This window comes from Sphingobacterium bambusae, assembly GCF_033955345.1.
Classification (GTDB): Bacteria; Bacteroidota; Bacteroidia; order Sphingobacteriales; family Sphingobacteriaceae; genus Sphingobacterium; species Sphingobacterium bambusae.
This window is the reverse complement of the sequence record NZ_CP138332.1, coordinates 4,427,897-4,450,155: the sequence shown is the minus strand read 5'-3', so window position 1 is coordinate 4,450,155 and position 22,259 is coordinate 4,427,897. Positions and strand designations below refer to the sequence as shown.

Below are 22,259 nucleotides of genomic sequence, written 5' to 3'. Positions count from 1 at the left end.
TTCGTTTATAATTTAGCTTTTACTCCTGTTGTATTTCTTTGCTTTCCTATTCCAGCCACACGGCGCCTATCGTCAGGCTTGCCCCTTGGCTGCTAGGCTCCGTTGTTGCTATCAGCAATTGCTCCAATGCATCCTTTCGGAAGGGAATGTCCACTTGCGGATGGAAATAGCGGGGCAAAAACGATGGGAAAGGAGCCGGAAGCAAGGTTGTAGGCACGAGCTTCAAGTCAGCAAGCGCAATACGAAACACGCCGAGCTTGTCTTTAGTCGGTTGCACGGTACTGCAGTAGGTATATCCGCTGTTTGTTAGCAAGCCTACGGCCAATGCACCTGTCGTTCCCTGCAGTTGCACACAGAGTGTATCCGCCTGTTTCAAGCCTTTTGGCCTGTTCAGCAATACATCCGCTATATCCTTCTTCCAAAAATAGCGGGCAGCGGTATCCTTCCCGTGCAAGGCATAGGTCCATTGCGCAGGTTCTACATAACTTGCTTGGCTAAGCTTGGCCGTGCTATAAGCCGTCTCGGGGATGGCATACATGGCAAAAGGACTGTCCTTCCCTGCCCCATAGGCCAATAAGATAGGTTGCGTCGAATCAGCAAGCTTGCTGCTCCAATACTGGCTTACTTCATAGTCCCAAGCCAAAGGCTCCCCCGGTCGGTTATCCGGGTAGGTGTAGCGTTTTCCATCGGCAAACACCGTAACTGTATACCGCAGCACATCCCCCTGTAGCAGGTCTGTTGGCAGTTCTACGCTGTAATCGTAGGCTCCCAGCTGTTGCAGCTTAAAATAAGCATTATCATCCTTCCAAAAGGATATATTGTCGGTTTGTAAAATAACGGAATCGGGCTTTTGAGCAGCCATGAGCTTAAACGTTAAGCGCTGTGCCTCTCCTTTTTCCAGAACGGGTGCCGCTGTATGCGTTAACACTGGCGTATGCAAAGTAGAAGCTGCCGGTGCATAAAATTCACCCAGTTTACCTTGGTTCCATGGCGTTTGCGCCGTCCAACTCTTGCGCGCTGATAGGTTCGCACGCTTCAATAGGTAAACACCGGGCCGTACGGTAAAATTAGCACCATCCACCCGTAAATTCGTTGTAGCGCTGTCCATCGGTTGCACGGTAAATTGTGTCCCCAAGTCAGGTAGCTCCACACGCATATCCTGCTCGCCATACATAATGAGCATCACCTCCCGGGTTAGCGAGGGCTTGGCAAAGGGATCGTGCTGTTGCAGTACATCAGGCATCAGCTCCAACCGCCAAAGTCCATCTTCCAGCCTATCCAAAAAATAGGCACCTGTACCGCTGTATAATACCACAGGCGAGGAACCATGACCAGCGATATGCTGCAGACGCGTTGCCTCCACCGGCTTCACCTCGGTATCATTGCTGTAATAATATTTTTCTGGGCTGTTCATCAGCGCCAAGTCTTGCGTGTAGCTCAGCATAAAATCGCCAAAGATGGTATCTTGCGGATAGGCCGGAAAACGTTGGTTGCGCGGAATTGTATAAGCCACCTCAGCGGCAATCATCATGCTGACAGCTTTGGCAGGCGTATAGGCTAAATTCAGGTAGTGCGTTTGGTACTCCGTATTATAGGCTGCAATATCCATAGGATCATAGGCAAACTGCGTAATCCACTGAAATCCTGCCGAGCGGAATGTACGGCTCATCGCCGGGTGCATCACACTGTATAAATTGTCTGCCGGGTCATATTCATACACCGCACGTGCCTTATTAGCAAAACCTTTCTCCTTCGAAAACGGGATCACATAATCATCCACATAGGGCAAAAAATTTCCACGACGGGTATGCCCAGCCACAAGCCCCATAGGATACCATTGGTAAGTTGTGCCCTGAATATCCGCATCAAAAGAGGCCGATACATGTTCCATGTTATGGCTTACATTATAGAATACCGGCTTTTTGTTGCCCGCTTTTTTCATGGCGGCCAGCATCTGTTTGATATAGTTGGCGGTGGTCTTTACCTCACCGCTGTGGCAAGGCTCGTTGTTGATTTCAAAGCCAATCACATAAGGATCGTCTTGATAGGCGTAGCCCGTGTAGGGGTTCACATGTTGCAACAGCTGGGCTACATAGCGCTTTTGCGCTTCAATAGCTTTCGGATCGGCATGCACGGCACATTTATCATATAGGTACGAGAAGGCGCCCGTCTGTTGATTTCGCTCCGGATAGCCATTGCCGAAATTGGTCATCGTTGTAATCAATATACGCATGCCCTTCTCCTGCAGCTTGGCAAAGAGGTAGTCCAGTAAATCCAAGTGTTCGTTGGGGGTCAGGTTTCCTTCGGCATCCGCTAGCTCCACATCCCATATATGTATGCGGTAGGCGTTAAATCCTAGCCGTGCCAAATGGTAGACATCGCGATCTATCGCCTCCTTGTGGTTTACACCTTTATAGGATAAAGCGCGGAAAGCGTGGGCAAAGGGAACGGTATAGTTTGCGCCATAAAAAGACGCTTCCTGTTTGCTGTCTGACCAGCGCATCACCCCTTGTTTATCCACATAAATTGTGGGCACATCTTTAGGACTTTGCGAAAAAGCCGACAAAAAAGCAAGGATAGCACAGCTACATAAAATACTTACACGCATGAATAACTCGATTTATAATTTTTGGTTGCAATTATAGTTACAAACCTATAAATCGGCATTGATTTGCGCGAACACATATCGGACAAACAACAACACAAATCGGACAATTTGTTGATCAGCAGCAACAGCGCAACAACACAACAAGCTAACCAACAACCACTTAATCCTTTTTATCCAAATAGGCTTTGGGTGTCATCCCAAATGCCGCCTGAAAACATTTCGAAAAGTAGGATGCATTGGAATAACCCACCATATACATCACTTCGGCCACGGTAAACTTCTTTTGCTGCAGCAGCAGTGCTGCCTTTTTCATGCGAATGTTACGAATATACTCTACCGGCGTGTATCCGGTCAGTTGTTTTATTTTACGGTACAATTGCTTGGCCGGCACATCAGCTTCTTCACTAAGACGCTGTACGGATAATTCGGCATCATCCATATTTTCTTCGATCAAGAGGGTCACTTTGCTCAAAAATTTCTCATCGGGCGATTCCTTTTGTATGCCTAAGGTAGGCTTGCTAATTTCGTCTAGCCGCAGTTGGGCCGTCAATTTATCGCGCTTGCCAAGCAGCTGCAGCAGTTGCATCTTTAGCACCTCCAAATCAAAGGGTTTAGCGATAAAAGCGTCTACCCCCGCCGCTACCCAGTCGCGTTGCATCTGTTCATCATTTTTCGCAGTCAGCAAGATCACCGGTATCGTAGCCATGCTCGCCTGTTGTCTGATCTTTTTCACCATCTCTAGGCCCCCCATCTCGGGCATCATCGCATCCGAGATAATAATATCCGGTAATACGTTGTGGCTCTGCAACAGTTGTAAGGCCTCCTTACCATTTGGTAAAACCTGACAGCTGTAGCTCGCTTCCAGAGCACCTTTCAAGAAAGCGGCTAGCTCTACGTTGTCCTCCACAATCAACAGCTTTCTTCTTACGCCGGCATCGATCTCTTCGGATGTGCTGCTAAGCAGCACATCGCTATGGCTAATGCCTATAGTAACCGTAGTGCCCTGCCCTAAGGTGGAGCGAATCTGTATATCCCATCCAAGTTGGTCGGCATAGCTTTTCACCAAGTATAGCCCTACGCCAGTTCCCTCCAAGGCACGCACCTCGCTAGTTGGCGAGCGGAAAAACTTGCTAAACACATAGGGTAGGTCTTCCGCTGAAATGCCGATCCCCGTATCGCTCACGGTCAGTAGCACCTGCCCATCCCGCTGTTCCAATACGATATCTACACGCCCCTGCTCCGCCCGGTTATACTTACAGGCATTGGAAATCAGGTTGTTCAGGATGGAGCTTAGCTTCGATACATCAGTCTGTATGGGCAAGCTATCCATCGTGGCCATGAAACTAAACTGCAGCTGCGCACAAGTTGGCGATTGCCGCCATTCTTCCACCATATCCCGAGCGAAGGTCAACAAATCGATTTGGGAAGTGAGCAATGTTGCGCTATCCGCTTCCTGCTTCTCGGCCTGCTCAAAGGCCATCACCTCTTGAATGAGGTTATTAATTTTCAAGGCGTTGCGGTGCACCCCTTCCAACTGTCGTTTCTTATCCGCACTTTTTGTTTGCAAGATCAACTGGCTTACCGGGGCCAGTATCAAGCTCAAGGGCGTTTTCAACTCATGGGATATTGCCGTTAGGAAGTCCATCTTCATCCGCGTAAGCTCCAGCACCTTGTGGCGCTCGCGGCGTTCCCATTTTAAGGTGTTGCGCACCCTGAAAAAATTGAGTATCCATAAGAGCAGTCCAAGTGCTGCAAATGCATAGGCGAGCTTGGCCCACCACGATGCATACCAGGGATACCTGATATTTATTTTGTAAACATCGATCTGCGAGCGCACCTTTCCTGCAAAATCTACCTTGGCCAGCTGCAACTCATAGCTTCCGGGTGCCAGATTAGACAAAAGCACTTTGTTGTCTCCCCGTTCTAGAGGTATCCAGGTTTCGTTATGCCCTTTAAAGGCATAGGCCAGGCGATAACCCAAATGGTTTCCATAATCAAAATCCGAAAATTCCAATCGTAGGTTGTTCTGCTCATGGCCAAGCGTTAGCTCGTTGCTGTAGCGCAGGCCATAGTCCTTGTTGCCAAAAGCCTCATTATTGACATACATCGCCGTGAGCACAATGTTCTTGTTATTGCCGTTAGCACTAGCGAGCGGCCTATCGGTCAGCACCGCAATTTCATTGATGCCGCCCAGCAGCACCTCATGCTGTTCGCGGTCATAATACATGGATGTGATCTCCTGCCCATAGTGCAAGAGTTCCGCCTTTAGCTGGGCTTTATCCACCCGCCACACGCCAACGCTGGTAGCTACCCATATCGCCTCGCCAACCTCCACCATCGCCGTCACCTCGCTTCGCCCCACCGGATCAAAATACATCTGTGCCATGTCACCGTTGCGCTGTATCCGGCGTAGGGTGCCATGCTCGCCTATCCACACGGCGCCTTCCTGATCTTTCAACATAAAGGTGGCCCGTTCAAGCGACTGCCCCTCTTTGTCCTTCAACTCGCTAACGCGGCCGCTATGTCTGTTGATGCGGCTGATGCCCCGATTATAGAAAAGCGCCCATATATTGCCCTGCCCATCATCCAGAATCTGGTTAGCAAAGTCGGCCAGTAGGCCTTGCGTTTGGTTATAGTTGTCGCGGGCCACAACGGTGCCCGATGAAGCTAAAAGCTGCTTTTTATCCAGCATAAAGATGCCTCCCATATAGGTGGCCACCCACAACTTGCCCTGGGCATCCTCGAGCATATCATAGGCCCATTTCGCGTTACGCCTGCCACTGTGGTCTACAATGGTAAAGCTGCGAAACTGATGCGATTGCTCATTGAATAGGTTTACTCCGCCATCGGAGGCCATCCACAGCAGGCCATCCCGATCTTGGTAGATGTCGCGAATACGATTGTGTGGCAAGGGATAGCCGGGGGCATCCATGCGGTACCAATAGCTTTGGAAATCCCGCGTCCCCAATCCCCGCGTGCGAATAAGGCCATTATCGCCTCCCAACCAATACCATCCGGCACGGTCTTTCAAGATCTTATAAAAGCGGTTGCCATCGGCACTGTTCGTAAATTGATAAATGGGGTATCTTTTTTCCGTTTGCTGTTTAGACCACAGCGAGAAGCCCAGGTCTGTCCCCAACCATATATTTGCTGAGCGGTCTTTAAAGATGCTCCATATGATATTGTTGGCTAGGGCATGGCTGTTTCTAGAGTCATGCTTTATCCGATTCAGCGCCCCTTCCTTGGGTCTGTACACAAAAAGCCCGTCATCGGTACCAACCAATAGCGTTCCATCGTCTTTTGATGCCATCGACTTAATCGGGTGTTGCTGCAGTACGCCTGCTTTGGCAAGCTGGCCACTGCGCGTATCATATACATATAGGCCATATTCGGTGCCTATAAATGCGCTGTGCGCGGCCGGCATAGGCAGTATGGAGTTTACGAACTGGTTGCTGCCTAGCCTATAGCCGGGCAACGGCAAGCGCTGCGTATCCCCCTTAGAGGAGTTGAAGCGGAAAAGACCGTTGTAGGTACCTACCAATAGGCTGTCGCCTTGCCCAGAAAGGGCATAGATGGCTTGGCTACCGAGGTCTTGGCCGGCATTATTTTTATAGTCTACCAAGACCTTTCTTTTGGTGTCATAGCAGTATAGCCCCGTGAGCGATCCTATCCATAGCTTGTCGCCCAGCAACAGCATGGCGCGTACATCGGCAGGGCCACCGGCGGGAAATGCTTCGTAACGATCTTCGCGGTAGTTGTATAGGCTCACGCCATTGCCTGTACCCAACGCCATATAGCGGGCATCCAACACCGTTATTGCGTAAATAAAGGTTTGGTATGGCGCATCCTCGGCTGTGGGTGCGTGCAGCGCATAGCCGTCATAGCTATACAGCCCGTTGTTGCTGCCCAACCACAACATGCCCAAGCTGTCCTGCGCAAAGCAATGCACGGTGCTAGCCTTAGCCCCTAAGGACATGTTCTTAAAAAATTGAAAATCCATCGACTGTCCCATGCAGGGAGCCAGCAGGATGGTATATAGGAATAAAAGATAATATCGAACGACCCGCATCATAATCAAGCTGTGCCACAAAATTAGTGATTTTAGTTTATCATTTGTTGTTTAGCGCGATTGTAGTGGTGGAGTGACATAGTGATGGAGTGACGAGGTGATGAAGTGACGAGGTGATAGCGGTAATCTTAAGATTTATCACCATTCTTATCTACATACTCCGTACTAACTACTATATACTTTCTTGTCCCTAAGCCCGGGACTGGTTCGTCCCTAAGCCCGGGACAGGGGCCTTACTTTTGTAGGGCAAAAGTAAGCAAAACCCTGTCGCGAATTTTTGCTGCATCCTTATTGGGTAGTGCATAGGCAAGTTTCTACAGACGCAACAAAAATAAGGCGACGTTCGTGTTAATATTAAGTAGGTGCATTGATTGTATAGTTTGTGAATTTGGTGAATTTAGTGCTGAGGTGACATTGTAATGGAGTGACGCGCTGATACGCGTAGTCTTAAGATTTACTGCAATCCTTCTCTACATACTCCGTACTAACTACTATATACTATTTTCAGTGTGATAAAGCACCTGAAGGAGACAAAGGCTTTTGAGCACTTTTGGCCTTCAAAAGTGCTGCCCTGCCGTGGCGAACGGCGGAAAGGTTTGAGCGATGGGTGAAGGTGGTGACGGGCTGATAGCGGTAATCCTCAAATTTACCGCTTCCCTTATCGCACTACGCTGTACGCACTACGCTATACTCATTACGCTATACCCACTACGCATTACGCACCACAATCTCTTCGATTTCGTTGCGCAGCTGCTTCGGCAGCATATTTATTATTTGAGTTTTCAGCTGTAGTTCTTCATCTTTTCCCTCTTCATTTTTACGGAAGGTAATCACATTTTCAAAACCACCACCAATCCATTTGCCCTCTCCTTGCAGAAATGCTTCGTACTTGTGGTTAAGCTCGGCAAGCTTTAAACGTATGTTTTCCATTCTATTCATGGGTGCTATGTTCTTCTACAAAGTTAGCTTGTTGCGCTGTCCGTTCTACATTTTTCATGGGAAATAAAAATAATTGTCAACGATCAACTACAAGTGAAAACAAACAAGCTTAGCCTTTTTATGTCCTGTGATTTCCGGTCTTTTATAAGTGAAAAAGAATTGTGGAAACGCTCACTTTCCTTAGGAATATTTCTATATTTGCGCATCAAAAAATTAATCTCATTATTATGAAACAAACCTTTGTTTGCTTCTTTATTGCCAGTGTGTTTACGCTTGGTATTTCAAGGGCGCAACAGACAAAATTCCTGATCGAAGTTGGCGGAAACTATCAAAAAACAAACTACGAAACTGATGACATCAACTATCTTGCATCTAACAAGCAGCTGACTACTACTATTCAGCCTCGGCTTGGTGTGTTTGTTGGCAAACATACTGTCTTGGGACTGAGCTACGATTTTCAAAAGCAGAAAGGTGAAATGAACACTAAACTTTATTGGGATTCATATCGCTCTTCCACCGAGATGGACATCGACAACAAAACTCACGGCATCGGTACGTTCTACCGGCATTATTTCCGCGCGGTCTATGCCAGCCGATGGAATGTGTTTCTGGAGTTAAATCCTAGCTATCAAACAAGCAAACAGCTGTCGGCCTTGACCCGGATGGATCAAACGAATGGAAGCGGTTGGGATAATCCGATGTTGAGCGTATCGCAGTATCTTTATACCACCAGGCAAAAGGCCGTTAATGTAGGCCTCAAGGCAGGCACCTCATATAGGCTGTCCAAGTTTCTCCACCTACAACTGACACTGCCTTCCATCGCTCATGTGAACCATATGTTCCATAACGAGGAAAATGACATCGAATACGAAAACAGCACGAATTTTTCGCTGTTCTCTCATCCATTATCAAACAGCTCTCTTTCCTTATTATTTACATTGTAACTTATCATGAAATATTTCTTATTCATCACCCTCTTTTTTTGCGCAACAAGCACATCCTTTGCACAGCAAAAATTTATTATTTCTACGCATGTAGGTTTTAACAACAATCATAAAGTAACCCTGCAGGATGGCTTCGAAGAATCTACAAACATCGAAAATCGAACTATTATATCACCTCGTTTTGCCTACCGCATCAACCGTGCGTTGGCGCTTGGGCTCTCCTACCAGTTCAGCCGTATCACGAGTCAACTGGACCAAGGAGGTAGCTATTACAATCTAAGATCCATCAATAACATGCACGCAGCGGGCTTATTTATTCAGCCTTACCTTTATGATAATGGCAAAATTGCTGTCTTTCTGGAGGGTGATATATACATCGGTCGGTCGAAAAGCAAATTGGAACACGACGGAGATGCGAACATCCAGTTGAGCAGTCCAAAAAGCAATCTCTATACGATGGCCGCCCATGCTGGTGCGCGATATAATTTCTACAAAGGACTCGGACTTGAAGCTCGCTTAAATCATTTGTTGAGCTACAATACGGTCAAGCATCTGGATATCGATGGAAATGAAACGGGCAACTCACGCAGCTTTACGGCCTTTAATGATATATTGGGAAATGTTAGTCTAGGGCTATCATTTAGTTTTTAAGGTTATCTAGCATGGCGCTCGTGTCGCCATGCAAAAGAGCATTAAAGTATGCCGCATAGCGCGAGCTTATAGCATGCGGCATATCGCCTGAAAACTGGCTTGTCCCTCAGCCCGGGGACTGGTTCGTCCCTAAGCCCAGGACAGGGTTTTGCTTACTTTTGCCTCACAAAAGTAAGCAAAACCCTGTCGCTAATTTTTGTTGCATCCTTATTAGACAGTGCATAGGCAAGTGTCTACAGACGCAACAAAAATGACGCGACCTTGCTGTTAATATAAGGCAGGTGCGATGATAAAAACAAACGATCGGCGCTGTTCTTATCTACATACTCAATACTTACTACTACATACTATTTTCAGTGCGACAAAGCACCTGAAGGAGACGAAGGCTTTTGATCAATTTGGCCTGCAAAAGTGCTGCCATGCCGCGGCGAGCGGCGAAAGGGGTTGAGGGGGAATAGTGATGAGGTGATATAGTGATACCGTGACGAGGTAACACCGGTAATCCTCGAATTTACCGCTTCCCTTATCGCAATACGCACTACTCATTACACTCTACCCACTCCCCAAAACCAATTTTTACTAATAAAAAAAACTATAAAAAAACACAAAATTCATTTTCTCAAAACTAAAGCCTTGTAGGAGTGATTAGTATAGCAAACACTATTAATCATATAAATACATTCAGATTGAAACTATGAATTTAAAACAGACACTAACGCACTTCATGGTGGCACTTGCTGCTGTGGCTATCACCTCCTCTTGTTCCGACGACGACGATATGGGCGGCGACACGCAGGGGCCTGATCTTATGGCCTATGGATTGACAGCCAACAACGAGTTGGTTGCTTTTAATGCTAACCGTCCAAGCAGCTTCGAAAGCAGCATGGCTATCCAAGGTTTAGGATCAGGCGAAAAACTGATGAGCATCGATTTCCGGCCGGCTACGGGTGAACTATATGCCCTATCTAGCGCCAGCAAACTATACCGCATCAATACCAGCTCGGCACAAGCGCAGGTTGTTGGTTCGGCTAGCTTCTCGCCGATTATCGAGGGCACCTTTGCATCTATCGATTTCAACCCTACGGTAGACCGCATCCGTTTGGTTTCCAACACGGGTCAAAACCTACGTCTACATCCCGAAACAGGAGCACTGGCAGCCGAAGATGGAGACATAAGCTTTAGCAGTGCCGTGAGCATCAGCGGTGTGGCCTACACCAATAGTGTTGCAGGAGCATCATCTACTACGCTCTATGATATCGATGCCACATCGGGCAAGCTCTTCAAGCAAGATCCGCCAAATGAAGGTAAACTTGTTGAGGTGGGTAGCTTAGGTATTTCCGTTAGCGGGCAGGTAGCTTTTGATATCAGCCCCGATAACAAGTCGGCGCTGATCGCTGCACATAGCCAAAATGAACATGCACTCTATACCCTCAACTTAGAAAGTGGCCAAGCCAGCAAAATTGGCAATCTCTCGAGCCAGTTGATTGACCTAGCCATCCCTACCGATCCTGTTGCTTATGCGGTAGACGCCAGCAACAACTTGCATATCATGAATCTAGAGAAAGATGGTTCTGTTAGCAAAACGATTGAAGGTATGGCGGCAGGCGAAACGGTATTGGGTATTGATTTCCGTCCGGCTACCGGCCAGCTTTATGCGTTGGGTAACAGCAGTCGTCTCTACACCATCAACCTCAGTTCTGGTGCGGCTACCCGCATTGGCACCCTACCTATCGTTCCACTATTGGCGGGCACCAGCTTTGGTTTTGATTTTAACCCTGCCGTAGATTTGATTCGCATTGTCAGCAACACGGGGCAAAACCTGCGTGTTAACCCTACAACGGGCGCTATAGCGGGTGTTGATGGATCGCTTAACCCAGGCAGTCCGGCGGTAAGTGCGGCTGCTTACAGCAATAATGTTGCTGGTACAACTAGCACAACCTTGTTCGTCTTGGATCATGTTACGAGCAAACTGTATACGCAGGCGCCGCCTAATAATGGTACGCTTGTAGAAGTTGGTGCTCTCGGCGTCAGCCTAACGGCTTCCAACGGTTTCGATATTGGCAGTAAAAGTGGATCGGCCTATCTTATCGGTACAGCTGGCAGCAGCACCAAGTTGTATCAGGTCAACACCACGACAGGAGCAGCTACCCCTCTGCGCGATATCGCCGTCGGCGTAACGGGTTTTAGCGTCGGTCTTGGCTTTTAAGATGCTTTGTTTTTAAAATTAGTAATACCCAAGGGGATCGCTGTATAAGCGTCCCCTTCTTTTTTATAGCAGTTAGTGATGTAATAAGATGTATTGGTTGTTTTGTCCCTTGCAGGGACAGGTTCGTCCCTAAGCCCGGGACAGGGGCCTTACTTTTGTTGGGCAAAAGTAAGCAAAACCCTGTCGCGAATTTTTGTTGCATCCTTGTAGGGCAGTGCATAGGCAAGTGTCTACAGACGCGACAAAAATGATGCGACCTTGCTGTTAATATCGGGCAGGTGCGGTAAAACAAACGATCAGCGGTGTTCTTATCTACATACTCTGTACTAAGTACTATTAAAACAGCGATCGAAAACCTATATTATACGGAAGCCGTTTAACGTAGCTTTTCCGTCTCCTTCCAAGTGCTGGGAAACAAAGAACATGTTTAGGGACTGGAGCGATGGACAAAGCCTAGAAATAACCTCGAAATCGCATCCAAAGCGATTTCGAGGTTATTTCAGCTTTGCCAAACATGTTGCTTTGTGCGGGCCGGACTTGTGCGACGAAGCACCTGAAGGAGATAAAGGCTTTTGAGCACTTTTGGCCTTCAAAAGTGCTGCCCTGCCGTGGCGAACGGCGGAAGGCGTTGAGGGTGGATAGTGATATGGTGACGAGGTTACAAAGTGACGATTGATGTCGGTGAAACTATAATTTACCGTGACCTTATCGCATTACTCAATACTCATCATTACCCACTACGCTCTACACCTAATACTCGGTTTGGAAGGTACGGAACGACGAGCGCAGGCCAATCGTAAAGATCGTTGCATTGGTACGGTCGCCAGTACTGATCGGCTTCTGTTGCCTGTTGATGAGCCCCAACTCCCAGCGCAGGTTGTATTTCGGATTGAGGACATAAGCTACACGCAGCTCGTTGTAGAAAAGGTCGACAGCCTGCCCTTGACCAATACGAAATCCGCCCGATGCTGGCTCGCTTTTAAAAATATCGCCACCGAAGTTGTCTGCAGCCATAGGGTCTAATCCATAGCGCGCAAACATCGTCTGCCCATAAACGTCAAACCGCTTCCAACGATACGTCGCTATACCCAGCAGCTCTCGAAAGTTGGCTCCATTGGGGTGCGCCAACGGATCGCCATCGCTGCTATAGTTGAGGCGATTGTTGCTATGCTGATACGTGTGGGGCGCTGCTTGGTTAAATTCGGCTGTCAGGTTAAGGTTATCCACCGCAAACAGGTCGAAGGCACGAGCCCCCAGTTGGTAGGCCGTGCGTCGGTCGCTATCCTTGTTAAACGACAGCTTACTCAGGTCGTCCGCAAAAAACTGCCCATAGAACACATACTTATCCCAAGGCTGGTACTTCAGGTTCAACCCTACGCCCCCATTCACCTTCTTGGCATTGGCATCACTGTATCTTGACCAAATCAACGAGTGGAAAAGACCAACGGTCAGCTTGTCGCTCGCAAGGTAGTCGATATACTGAAAGGCGGCGTATTTAGACGCGTTACCCACTCGAATACGCGTTTGATCTTCCAACATTTGGTAACGCGGATTGCGCCGATCCATCATGTAGGCCCAAATAGAATTGTACTGAAAGCGCTTCACCTTGCCCGAGAATTTGGCATGGGTAAAGTTGTAAGGGTTGTCGGAAAGGAGCACCGATCGATAGCCGTCCCCAATATGCAACTTATCATAGGCCAAGCTCACCTGAAAGCCGTCGCTAACATGGTAGTTCATGTTCACCGTAGTATTCATCCAGTCAAATTCCTGCGTTTCGAGATTCTTGGAGAATCCCTGTCCGGGCAGCCCGCCCAGTGCAACGGCCGCACTATCGATATGTGTCGGAAAGCGAGCCTGCGTTTCAAAGAAGGAGAAGTATAAGGTAAACTTATCCTTGACGCTCAGCCCAGCCTGTATACCGCGGCTATTGGTCCACAGGTTCTTATCGTTCGTTCCCGTTTGCCTACCAATCACAAAATCAGGCAGAAAATCGGCATAAAACGTATGGTCATCCTTCAGCACTTCAATCAGGTGCTCTTGAAAAATCTTCCGGTGTATCCATCCCCGCGTGCTGTCGCGCGGCACAATATCATAGGCGGCATCAAACTGCTTACCCACAAATGGCTTTACCGCAGTGTGTGCAATGGAATCTCCATAAATGGATCTGCCATACCGCTGGTAATGCTGAAAAGAATAGGGTTGGTAATGTATTTGGGCAGTCACCTGCTGTATGCACAGCAGCACGAAAAGGAACAGACTTAGTTTTCTCATCACTTAATTTACGCGAATATAACAATAATCGTACCTGTTCGCCAAAAGTGTTTAATAAGTGATATGGTGACAAGGTAATGAAGTGACGAGGTGCGTGCGGTAATCTTAAGGTTTACCGCTAACCTTATCCAATACGTATTACCCCAATACCCTTTTGTCCCTTTCAGGGACTGGCTCGTCCCTAAGCCCGGGACATGGGCCTTACTTTTGTAGGGCAAAAGTAAGCAAAACCCCGTCGCGAATTTTTGTTGCATCCTTATTGGATAGTGCATAGGCAAATGTCTACAGACGCAACAAAAATGATGCGACCTTGCCTTTAATATTGGCAGGTGCGATGATTGTAAAGTTTGCGAATTTAGTGACGAGGTGATAAGGTGACATAGTTATGAGGATCACCGCGATCGATTACCGATAGTATACGGATCCCGTTTAACGTCACTCTTCCCGTCTCCTTCCACGTGCTGGGAAACAAAGAACATGTTTGGGGAATCGAGCGATGGACAAAGACTAGAAATCATGTCGGAATCGCATCCAAAGCGATTCCGACGTTATTTCAGCTTTGCCAAACATTTTCTTTGGGTGGGCCTGACTCGTGCGAAAAAGCACCTAAAGGAGACGAAGGGTTTTGATCACTTTTGCCCTTCAAAAGTGATGCCCTGCCGCGGCGAGCGGCGGAAGGGGTTTGAGGGGAGGAATAGTGACATCGTGATGAAGTGACGAGCAGATAGCGGTGAATCTTTAGATCACCGCTACCCTTATCGCAATACGCAATACGCACTACGCACTACCCCCTTACCTTCCCACTTATCTGCTAGCACCTTCATATAAAATCCCCCTACCACGCTACGCGCTTTAAAGTTCTCGCGAATACCATTCGTCGAGTCGTAGAAGTCGTTAAGCGGCACACGGGATGGTGTTTCCAAAGCATGTCTATACACTGGGTCAATAAACTTTTTAAAAGTCGCTTGGTCATCGGTTAGGACAGCCGTCCATAGTATCCAATCATTTTTGGTATAGTTCTTCCGGCTGTCGAGGGGCAGACCAAAGCGATTCATGCGCGGCAAATAATAAGCTATTTCTTTTGCAGCCACCTCTTTCGGAAACAAGCCAAAATCAAGTACCTTATCCCAGATAAGGTTATATTTCTGGCTCCAGGTTTTCTTGTCGTCGAAGGTCAAGGCATAATGGTCTCCACCGTCGGCCATCTTCATCCATTGGGGCACCATCTCTTCTGCTATCTTGCGGTATCGCGTGGCTACCTCCTGCTTGCCGAGCATCTCTGCCAGTCGCGCATAGCTGGCAATGCCCATAATCGCTTTTAGCGAGAGGTTGGCATTGCGCGCCAAGTGGCCCGCAAAATCATCCGTACATAGCTGCGTCTTCGGGTCTAGCCCTTCCTTTACGAGGTAGTCCGTCCATTTGGTCAACACCTCCCAATGCTTGGCGGCATAGTCCGCGTTGCCTTGCGCCTGCGCGATGGCTGCCGTCAGGATTAACATATTGCCCGATTCCTCCACCGGCATCGGCTCCCCATAGGTCTGGCCATTAGCCTTTGGGTAAGTACCCAAGTCATGTGCCGCCCAAGGGTGCGGATACTTACCGGTTTCGCTGAAGTGGAAAATACCGTTGAGCATACCCTGCATCAACACCGGGTTATAGATTAAGTATAAAGGCGACGAAGGATAGGTAACATCCACCGTATTGATAAAACCGCCACTGTTATTCTCCTTGGATAGCCATAGCACCTCCTTCTCCGGACTCTCCACCAAGGTGTGCGCGGCAATACTTTGCCTATACGCCAAAACACAAAGATGCGCATACTCCTCGCCTCCGGCGGCGTAGGCCTGTTGCCATAAATCCTTATCAAAAGTGGCACATTGCTCCATCAATTTAGGATAATCCGCTACCGCAGCATGCAATTGCGACTCGAATAGACGGTCGCCGTTTTTGTTCCACCATGGGCGTAGATCCTGGTTAAAATATTGGATAGCGATCACCTCATCATAGCCGATGGTCAGAAAACGGTTTACCGGCGTAGCACCCACCGCACCTAGCGCCATCTCCGTATGCAGGGCGAGCGATTTGCCGCGGTAAGGACTACCGCTTTTAGCAGCACTGCTCCCCGATAGGTATTGCTTCACATCCTTGCCTGCCGGCGCCGCCACGTAGAGGTATCCCCAGTCTATACGCATATCGTCGGCCCCCTTCTGCAAGGTCGGTTGTTCCACGGTGCCCGCTTTCAGTATAGAAAGCCCTTTATCCTGATAGGCCCATCCTTCCACCTCCTGCTGATCCGCCATGTAGACCGCGATATCCGAAGAAACCTCTTGGTGTAGCGTCACACGGTGTTGCTTGCCATCCTTAGATACCACCTCATAGCCCAGATAAGAAACAGGGCGTGCAAGCAGATCCAAGTTATCTAGAAAGAGCGGCGACGTGAAGGTCAACTTAAGCGCCACGCCTGCACAATCAAAGTTGTATTCCGTTTGCGTAGCGCGCACCTCGACACCCGTTTGCTGGGCTAACGCTATGCCTTCCTTGTCAGATGGCAGCTTCTTCACTAGATCAACATCAAGAAAGCGGCCACCGGCCGTATTTTTCAGCTGTGTGGCCAGCACGTTGTTTCCTGCACGCAGCAAGCCTTTCGCTTTTGCCGAAATATCAAAATATTCAAAACGGTTGTTCCAACCCTCTTTCTCAAACACAAGCTGTCCGTTGAGGTAAACAGCGATATTATCATCGTGGTGCAGTTTGAGGTACAAAGGCCCCTCTTGCCCAACTTTATCTAGGGAGAATTCCCTTCTCACCCATATGTTATCCGATTCCCAAAAAGTTCCGGATACCGATTTATTATCCGAAATAGGCAGCTGCCCTTCCTTCCAGCCCGCGGCTTTAAAGGTCAATGCTTGCCAACCATTCGCTGGAGCCTGCTCGCTATACTTCACCGTGGTCTTTCCTGCTCCTGCCGCCTGCGGCATGATCGACTGGTAGCGCGGTGCATCCATACCCATAAAGCGGTACATCTTGCCATCCACCTCCAGGTAGCCGGTCAAGCCATGCGCCACGCCTGTCCAATGCTCAGTGGCCTTGTCCGTCAACACATCGCTGCTGGACCAGATACTGAAATTGGGGTTGTGGGTAATCAAAGGATAAGCCGGCGCTGAACGCGCCTGCTTACCTTGGGCCGAAGCCACTAACACACTAAAAACCGATGCGCATAGGCATAGACCTATGCGCATCCCTTTTTTACTTATATTCTTTATTGTTATCATATTTTATCTTGACTCCGTTTATAATGAGGTAAAGATACGCGAACATACCCTCCCCGAAATATCAGATAATATTCAAAAAATGATACCATCTGTTCAATTTTTGCATCCCCCCCTTTCAGAACACAGCTACAGCGTATCCCTTACCATGCAAAACTGACCTTAACCCCCTCAGGATTGTTCTCAAAGCCCAGTAGATAGGTCTTGGACGCCTCGTCCCAATGTTGCAGGTCAAATACCTCCATCCCATTTACCAACACCGTCTTCGGCCGCTTAGGCAGCAATACCCGCGAGATGTTCGTCGTCTCTATCGGACTTTTGGCCAAGTAGGCATAAGTTGATTTTCCGATCTGCTCGTCATAAACCCGACTGGCCGCCGCGAGCACCTGCGGCTTTTTCTTATTTTCCAGCAAGTCCACGTTAAAAAAGTAAGCCTGCTCGCCCGGCGCAATGGATCGCTCGCGATACACCGGCAGTTTTGGGTCAAAGAGGTCGATCAGCGTCCCGCGTATCGTGTAATGATCGTCGTTGACACTTTCATCCAGCACGGCCAGCAGCTCAAATGGGCCACGCCGCAGGTAAAAGTTGTTCTTGAAGGCCAAGCTACTTCCCGTTGCCGCTTTGTATCGCGCCTGCGCCATGCTGATCAGCTGTTGGCTGTGGTTTGTTTTCAGCACAAAATCTTTCGGGTCCACGCGTACGATCTGCACAGCTCCTTTCCCAAAGGTATATAAGCCTTCGGCTGCGCCGGCAGCTATACCCATTTTTTCAAAGAGGTGATCTGCAGGAGCAGGATAGGTATTACCTTGGCTATTCCACCATTCCTGCACCGTTTGAAACGGATCCTTATCCGTTCCGCAGTAGATCAACTGCCCGCCCGCCTTCACCCAGGCAGCCAATTGCTCATGGGCCACCGGCTCTAGGGGTTTCATATTCGCATAGGTCATTAGCAACAGCTTGGTGTCCGTCAGAGCCTCTTTAAATCCTAGATTCTCGATATGTACGGTCTTTACCGGCACGCCTTGTTTCAGAAAAGGTAGCGCCAAGCCATAAAAATTGGCCAATTGCGGATCATCATAGCCTGCATGTGTCGGGAAACGTTGAAACATCAACGAGTTGGCCATCAGCACAGATATGCCGGCGCTGCCCGAGAGTTTATTATCGCTCAAGGGCATTTGGTTTAGCGAGTTGATCATCACCTGCATCTGGGTCGAGTAAGGGCGCGGAATGCGCTGCTTGTCCTCGCTGTTCGGATTGGTGCGGTATAGCCCTTCGTAAATACGCTCTGGCCAAGGCATAACCTCATAATCGGCAATCTGCGGATACAGTAGCTGTGCCACAAAGGTTGCTTGGTAGTTCGTCTTATAATCTACCCAGTCTTTTGCGCGGTCTTCAATGGGGTCCGTCAAGAAGAACATCTTTCGGCCCGTCGGGGCGGTCATGGAGGCCATCGAACCATACTCTAGGTAGGCCGTTTCAAAGACCCGCTCTCTTTCCTTACCATTGAAAAAATTGGGCTCCCGAGAGGTACCCGTCCATACTTGCGCAATGTAGCCATCCACTACCGGTAGCGAGGCTAGGCTAGCCTCCGGCGAAACGATCATCCACTGGGCATAGTTCACGAGCGAATGTGTAGGCACATAGCATTTGACATCCATGCCCTTGGTTTTACCATAGGCCTTGGCAAAGGTAAACACCTCTTCCAAGGCTTTGTAGTAGAGCTGGTACTTCAGCTTGTTGGCCAGGTAGGTATTCTCTGGCGACTCGTGCTGTGGTCGCCAATCAAAGCCATAATACTTCTTCCATTCTCGTTTGAACGCCGCACTGTATCCTGCCCTTGCCCAAAATTCCGGCTCTTCCATGAAGATGGCGTCTATGCCCGCATCGATCACCGGCTTGATATGGCGTTCCTTCAGGTATTTCAAAAAATTGTCTGTTGGCACAATGTAGGGCACCATATGTCCATGCCATATGGTGTCTTGCGCTTGGGTCACCTGCCCTTCATCCAAATGCCACTGCCCGTCCCATTGCCCGGTGAAGTAATCTTGGTATTCACCCCAAGCGATACCCGTCATAAAATGCACGGTATAGCCGCGGTCTTTCCACGACTTCACGCGCTCGGCAAAGGGCACGCGCTTGTGCTTGTCCGATGGATTGCCGCCCACACCGTAAACCATCACCGCATCCGCGCGATTGTCTATCGTCGGGCGCCATTCCCGCGAGGTCTGAAAGGTCGTTTTTACCTTGTCGGTTTTTTGTTGCGCCATGGCCGATCCGCCTCCCAGCAGAACGGCCATGCCCACATATACAGTCCAATTTTTCATTACCTATCTATATTTTCCTGTCCTTAGTTTACAAATACCTCTTTGGCATCCGTATAGTTGTAGCGTCTAGTACCGCTTCCGACCGGTGTATCGTAGTTGATACGTGCCGCTGCGCGGATAAAGACAATTCGCCCCGGTGGAATCGTTCCGTTTGACTCGATTGTCACCGTCTGTCCCAGCAAGCTATTAAATGAAGAGCCGGTATAGTCGAGGGCGCTTGTCCAGCGCTCATCGCGTGCACGGTATCCTACCGACGAGGAATAGCTGACAAATAGCTGAATATCGGTCACATTTTGGAAGCTGCTGCTGTAGCCGCCCATGGGCTCTATCTTCTCGCGAAATTCGTTCTCCGTCACACCGCGGCTCACGCGCACCTTCGCCTGTATCTTGCCATTCACTACCTGCGGCTCGCCCACCCATTCCACATTCAGGAAGGGCTGCACCTCAAATTTCGCCTCTGTTACCCCCTCAATGTCGAGGTCTTTCGTCTCATCGGCAATGGGCACTCCACGCTCATCTTCGCGCAGTAAGGGGATAAATGGTCCATCTATCTGTACGTTATAGGTTCCCTTAAAAATTTTCGTATGCTGGAATGTACCATCCGGCATACAGAAAAAGTCCGGATTGGGCGTTACATTTTCTCCCCAGCTGGTCTCAATAAGGCGCACCCGTATTCCTTCACTTCCTTGATCCGTTAGCACCCGCTTTCCGGTAGCCACATCCACCACCTCTCCGTGCAGGGTTTCTGCCGGCGCAGGATAACTATCCAGCTCGAAGAGGTTGCAAGAAGCCAACAACAAAAGAGACGCTAAGGCTATAAACATGCTTGTCTTTTTCATCTGATTATTTTTAGATTTTCTTTGTTCTATTTATTTTCTATTGCAGCATCGCGCTCCGCATCCTTAGCGGTTGGGCTGCTGGTCTATTACCGCACTCTTCGCTACTTCTCCGCCCGGAATGGCGAAATAATAGTCGATCACATTGTATTCAAAGGTTTTCAAACTCACCCATTGAAATCTGGCATCGAAAAAGTATTTTCCACTATTGGTCGAGAAGAAGGGATAAAGTCCGCGGAAACGATAGCGGATATTATTACTAAACGCGTCCTTATTTCTGTTTTCACCCCAGAAGCCATTTCGTCCTTCATAGTGCTGCACCCGCCAGCGGCGGATATCCCATTTAGACTTATGTTCCAAGGCCAGCTCTTTGCGTCTCTCCTTGCGCACGGTATTGCGACCGCTCTCGGTCGCCGTCAGTACGCCCGACAACAAAGATGCTCCAGCGCGCTCCCGAATATCGTTCACCGCTTGTGTAGCCACCTGCATCAGGTCTGCTCCATCAGGCGAAGCCTCTCCAGCAAGAGATAGTTCCACGGCAGCTTCCGCGGCATTCAACAACACTTCCGCATAACGCATCAACACAAAGTGTTGATCCGATCTTCCTTCTCCGGCCACGAAGGCAGGATCGGGGTTCAACCATTTTCTGCCGTAAAGCCCCGTTAGGTTTCCTTCGCCATTGTCAAAAAATGGGCCGTTGGCACCGGCAGCGGTTATGGTTGTCCCGTTGTAATTCACCACTTCCTGTGACACACCTTCCCGTGGGCTTAGAAAAAGGGTTTTCGGCGTAGCCCGGTAGGCATTCAAGTTTTGGTACCTGTTCTCTGCCGCTTGATAGGAATAATCCGTGAAAAACGGTTTCACTGGTACAGCCCCCGTGTAAACACCTGCGCGTACTTCAATATCTCTACCTTTGAATCGGTCACCGGGGAATATCACGTATGCCCGCAATCGAGGTTCGGCATTGCTAAAGAAGTCCATCGGGTTATCATAAAGCAAATAATCACCTTGCGTGTTGGAGTTGCCCGTCGTTACCTTAATCGTGCCATCGGGATAGCGCGGAAAGCCTTCATAAAGCTCCATAAAGTCAAGCGTAGGACAAGTGCCCGATGCTAAAGGTGCTTTAAAGATAAAAGGCGCACTATAGGCATCATAACCGTGGGTAGATACCGGAAAAGTGTATTCCTTCAAATAGATATTTTCTGGACTTTCGGCATCGCTGAACATGTCAACCATGTTTTGGTATTGCGCTTCCCGATCGTTAGCGGCCCATTTCTTTTTATAGAGCGCATATTTGCCGCCCTGCATCACTTCACGCGCAGCGAGATAGGCCTCCCTGAAATATTTCTTCGATGCCGGTTGCCAAGCATTTTCCGCAAAGCCAATCACCCGAACACCCGTTTTATCGCCTAGCCCAGTAAGCCGGCCCGCTACCGTTTCGTTGTATTTCGCTACACTGCCTGCATAAAGCATGGCTTCCGATTTAAAGGCTAGCGCCACATACTTGTTGGCATAGCCGCGCTTTGGGCTTGCCGGCGACAGTAATGCTGCCGCCTGATCAAAGTCGGCTAGCACTTGGTTCCAAGTTTCCTCTTCGCTGGCGCGCGGCACTTCCAATTCGGCTTGCTCTGCTGGGTAGGGAATTACTTTGGTCACCAACGGCACACCTCCAAATCGTCTAGCCATCGCATCGAATACAAATGCACGAACGAAATAGGCCTCACCCAGGTAGTGGTTATAGGTAATTTCAGGAAAAGCATCCTTGTATTGGGGAAGATTTTCGATCAGGTAGTTTGCATCCCGCAATAGCGTCATGGCCTTGCCCCAGTACGGCGTACGCTCACCAGTAAATGCCGAACTGATTCCATCTCGGTTCAATGCCTCTCCGGTGCCTTCAATGCCCATTGCAGCCAACCATCCATTAAATTCTACCCCCCATTGCGCCATGTATTTGAAATCTTCAAAGGGCATATTGCTATACATTCTAGCAAGGTATACCTCTACGCCTGACTCACTGGTAAACAAGTCGCTATCACCAATTATACTCTTGGGCGGGATATCTAAAAAATTTGAACACGAGGCAAATAACACACAAATGGCCAACGTGAACTGATATATCTTTTTCATACGATTCTTTTTTGT

General features: G+C 48.8%; 11 protein-coding genes. 3 read left to right on the top strand and 8 right to left on the bottom strand.

The window, feature by feature from the left end; all coding sequences use genetic code 11:
• Positions 1-46: 46 nt before the first annotated feature.
• The 3 genes from SCB77_RS18485 to SCB77_RS18475 all read right to left on the bottom strand — a co-directional run bounded on the left by SCB77_RS18485 (position 47) and on the right by SCB77_RS18475 (position 7,616).
• A complete protein-coding gene (locus tag SCB77_RS18485; protein ID WP_320183478.1) occupies positions 47-2,608 on the bottom strand; it encodes a glycoside hydrolase 5 family protein in 2,562 nt (853 codons plus the stop codon).
• Positions 2,609-2,768: 160 nt separating this feature from the next.
• Positions 2,769-6,584, bottom strand: a complete 3,816-nt coding sequence (locus SCB77_RS18480) for a hybrid sensor histidine kinase/response regulator transcription factor (RefSeq protein WP_320183477.1) — start codon at positions 6,582-6,584, stop codon at positions 2,769-2,771.
• 801 nt (positions 6,585-7,385) lie between these two features.
• Positions 7,386-7,616 carry a hypothetical protein gene (locus SCB77_RS18475; protein ID WP_320183476.1) on the bottom strand — a complete coding sequence of 77 codons (231 nt, stop codon included), beginning with the start codon at positions 7,614-7,616 and terminating at the stop codon, positions 7,386-7,388.
• Between the two features lie 227 nt (positions 7,617-7,843).
• Here SCB77_RS18475 and SCB77_RS18470 point away from each other — a divergent pair, with 227 nt between their 5' ends.
• From SCB77_RS18470 to SCB77_RS18460, 3 genes are all read left to right on the top strand, one after another.
• Positions 7,844-8,560: a hypothetical protein gene (locus SCB77_RS18470; protein ID WP_320183475.1), complete on the top strand. Its 717-nt coding sequence runs from the start codon at positions 7,844-7,846 to the stop codon at positions 8,558-8,560.
• Positions 8,561-8,566: 6 nt separating this feature from the next.
• Complete coding sequence (locus SCB77_RS18465) at positions 8,567-9,211, top strand: hypothetical protein (RefSeq protein WP_320183474.1); 645 nt, start codon at positions 8,567-8,569, stop codon at positions 9,209-9,211.
• Positions 9,212-9,905: 694 nt separating this feature from the next.
• Entirely contained in the window at positions 9,906-11,417 is a 1,512-nt protein-coding gene (locus SCB77_RS18460; RefSeq protein WP_320183473.1) for a DUF4394 domain-containing protein, read from the top strand.
• A gap of 750 nt (positions 11,418-12,167) precedes the next feature.
• On the opposite strand, the gene SCB77_RS18455 is transcribed toward SCB77_RS18460, so the two are convergent.
• From SCB77_RS18455 to SCB77_RS18435, 5 genes are all read right to left on the bottom strand, one after another.
• Complete coding sequence (locus SCB77_RS18455; protein WP_320183472.1) at positions 12,168-13,688, bottom strand: gliding motility protein RemB; 1,521 nt, start codon at positions 13,686-13,688, stop codon at positions 12,168-12,170.
• 755 nt (positions 13,689-14,443) lie between these two features.
• Entirely contained in the window at positions 14,444-16,960 is a 2,517-nt protein-coding gene (locus tag SCB77_RS18450; RefSeq protein WP_320183471.1) for a glutaminase family protein, read from the bottom strand.
• 140 nt (positions 16,961-17,100) lie between these two features.
• Positions 17,101-19,281 (bottom strand): hypothetical protein, encoded by a 2,181-nt coding sequence (locus SCB77_RS18445; protein WP_320183470.1) that lies wholly within the window; start codon positions 19,279-19,281, stop codon positions 17,101-17,103.
• A gap of 23 nt (positions 19,282-19,304) precedes the next feature.
• Positions 19,305-20,120: a DUF3823 domain-containing protein gene (locus SCB77_RS18440; RefSeq protein WP_320183469.1), complete on the bottom strand. Its 816-nt coding sequence runs from the start codon at positions 20,118-20,120 to the stop codon at positions 19,305-19,307.
• 63 nt (positions 20,121-20,183) lie between these two features.
• Positions 20,184-22,244 carry a RagB/SusD family nutrient uptake outer membrane protein gene (locus SCB77_RS18435; protein WP_320183468.1) on the bottom strand — a complete coding sequence of 687 codons (2,061 nt, stop codon included), beginning with the start codon at positions 22,242-22,244 and terminating at the stop codon, positions 20,184-20,186.
• Between the last annotated feature and the right edge of the window lie 15 nt (positions 22,245-22,259).

Bases quoted from the DNA above. Each gene is read 5' to 3' on its own strand.
- SCB77_RS18485 (WP_320183478.1), bottom strand. From the start codon at position 2,608: ATGCGTGTAAGTATTTTATGTAGCTGTGCTATCCTTGCTTTTTTGTCG.
- SCB77_RS18480 (WP_320183477.1), bottom strand. From the start codon at position 6,584: ATGTCCTTAGGGGCTAAGGCTAGCACCGTGCATTGCTTTGCGCAGGAC.
- SCB77_RS18475 (WP_320183476.1), bottom strand. From the start codon at position 7,616: ATGAATAGAATGGAAAACATACGTTTAAAGCTTGCCGAGCTTAACCAC.
- SCB77_RS18470 (WP_320183475.1), top strand. From the start codon at position 7,844: ATGAAACAAACCTTTGTTTGCTTCTTTATTGCCAGTGTGTTTACGCTT.
- SCB77_RS18465 (WP_320183474.1), top strand. From the start codon at position 8,567: ATGAAATATTTCTTATTCATCACCCTCTTTTTTTGCGCAACAAGCACA.
- SCB77_RS18460 (WP_320183473.1), top strand. From the start codon at position 9,906: ATGAATTTAAAACAGACACTAACGCACTTCATGGTGGCACTTGCTGCT.
- SCB77_RS18455 (WP_320183472.1), bottom strand. From the start codon at position 13,688: ATGAGAAAACTAAGTCTGTTCCTTTTCGTGCTGCTGTGCATACAGCAG.
- SCB77_RS18450 (WP_320183471.1), bottom strand. From the start codon at position 16,960: ATGATAACAATAAAGAATATAAGTAAAAAAGGGATGCGCATAGGTCTA.
- SCB77_RS18445 (WP_320183470.1), bottom strand. From the start codon at position 19,281: ATGAAAAATTGGACTGTATATGTGGGCATGGCCGTTCTGCTGGGAGGC.
- SCB77_RS18440 (WP_320183469.1), bottom strand. From the start codon at position 20,120: ATGAAAAAGACAAGCATGTTTATAGCCTTAGCGTCTCTTTTGTTGTTG.
- SCB77_RS18435 (WP_320183468.1), bottom strand. From the start codon at position 22,244: ATGAAAAAGATATATCAGTTCACGTTGGCCATTTGTGTGTTATTTGCC.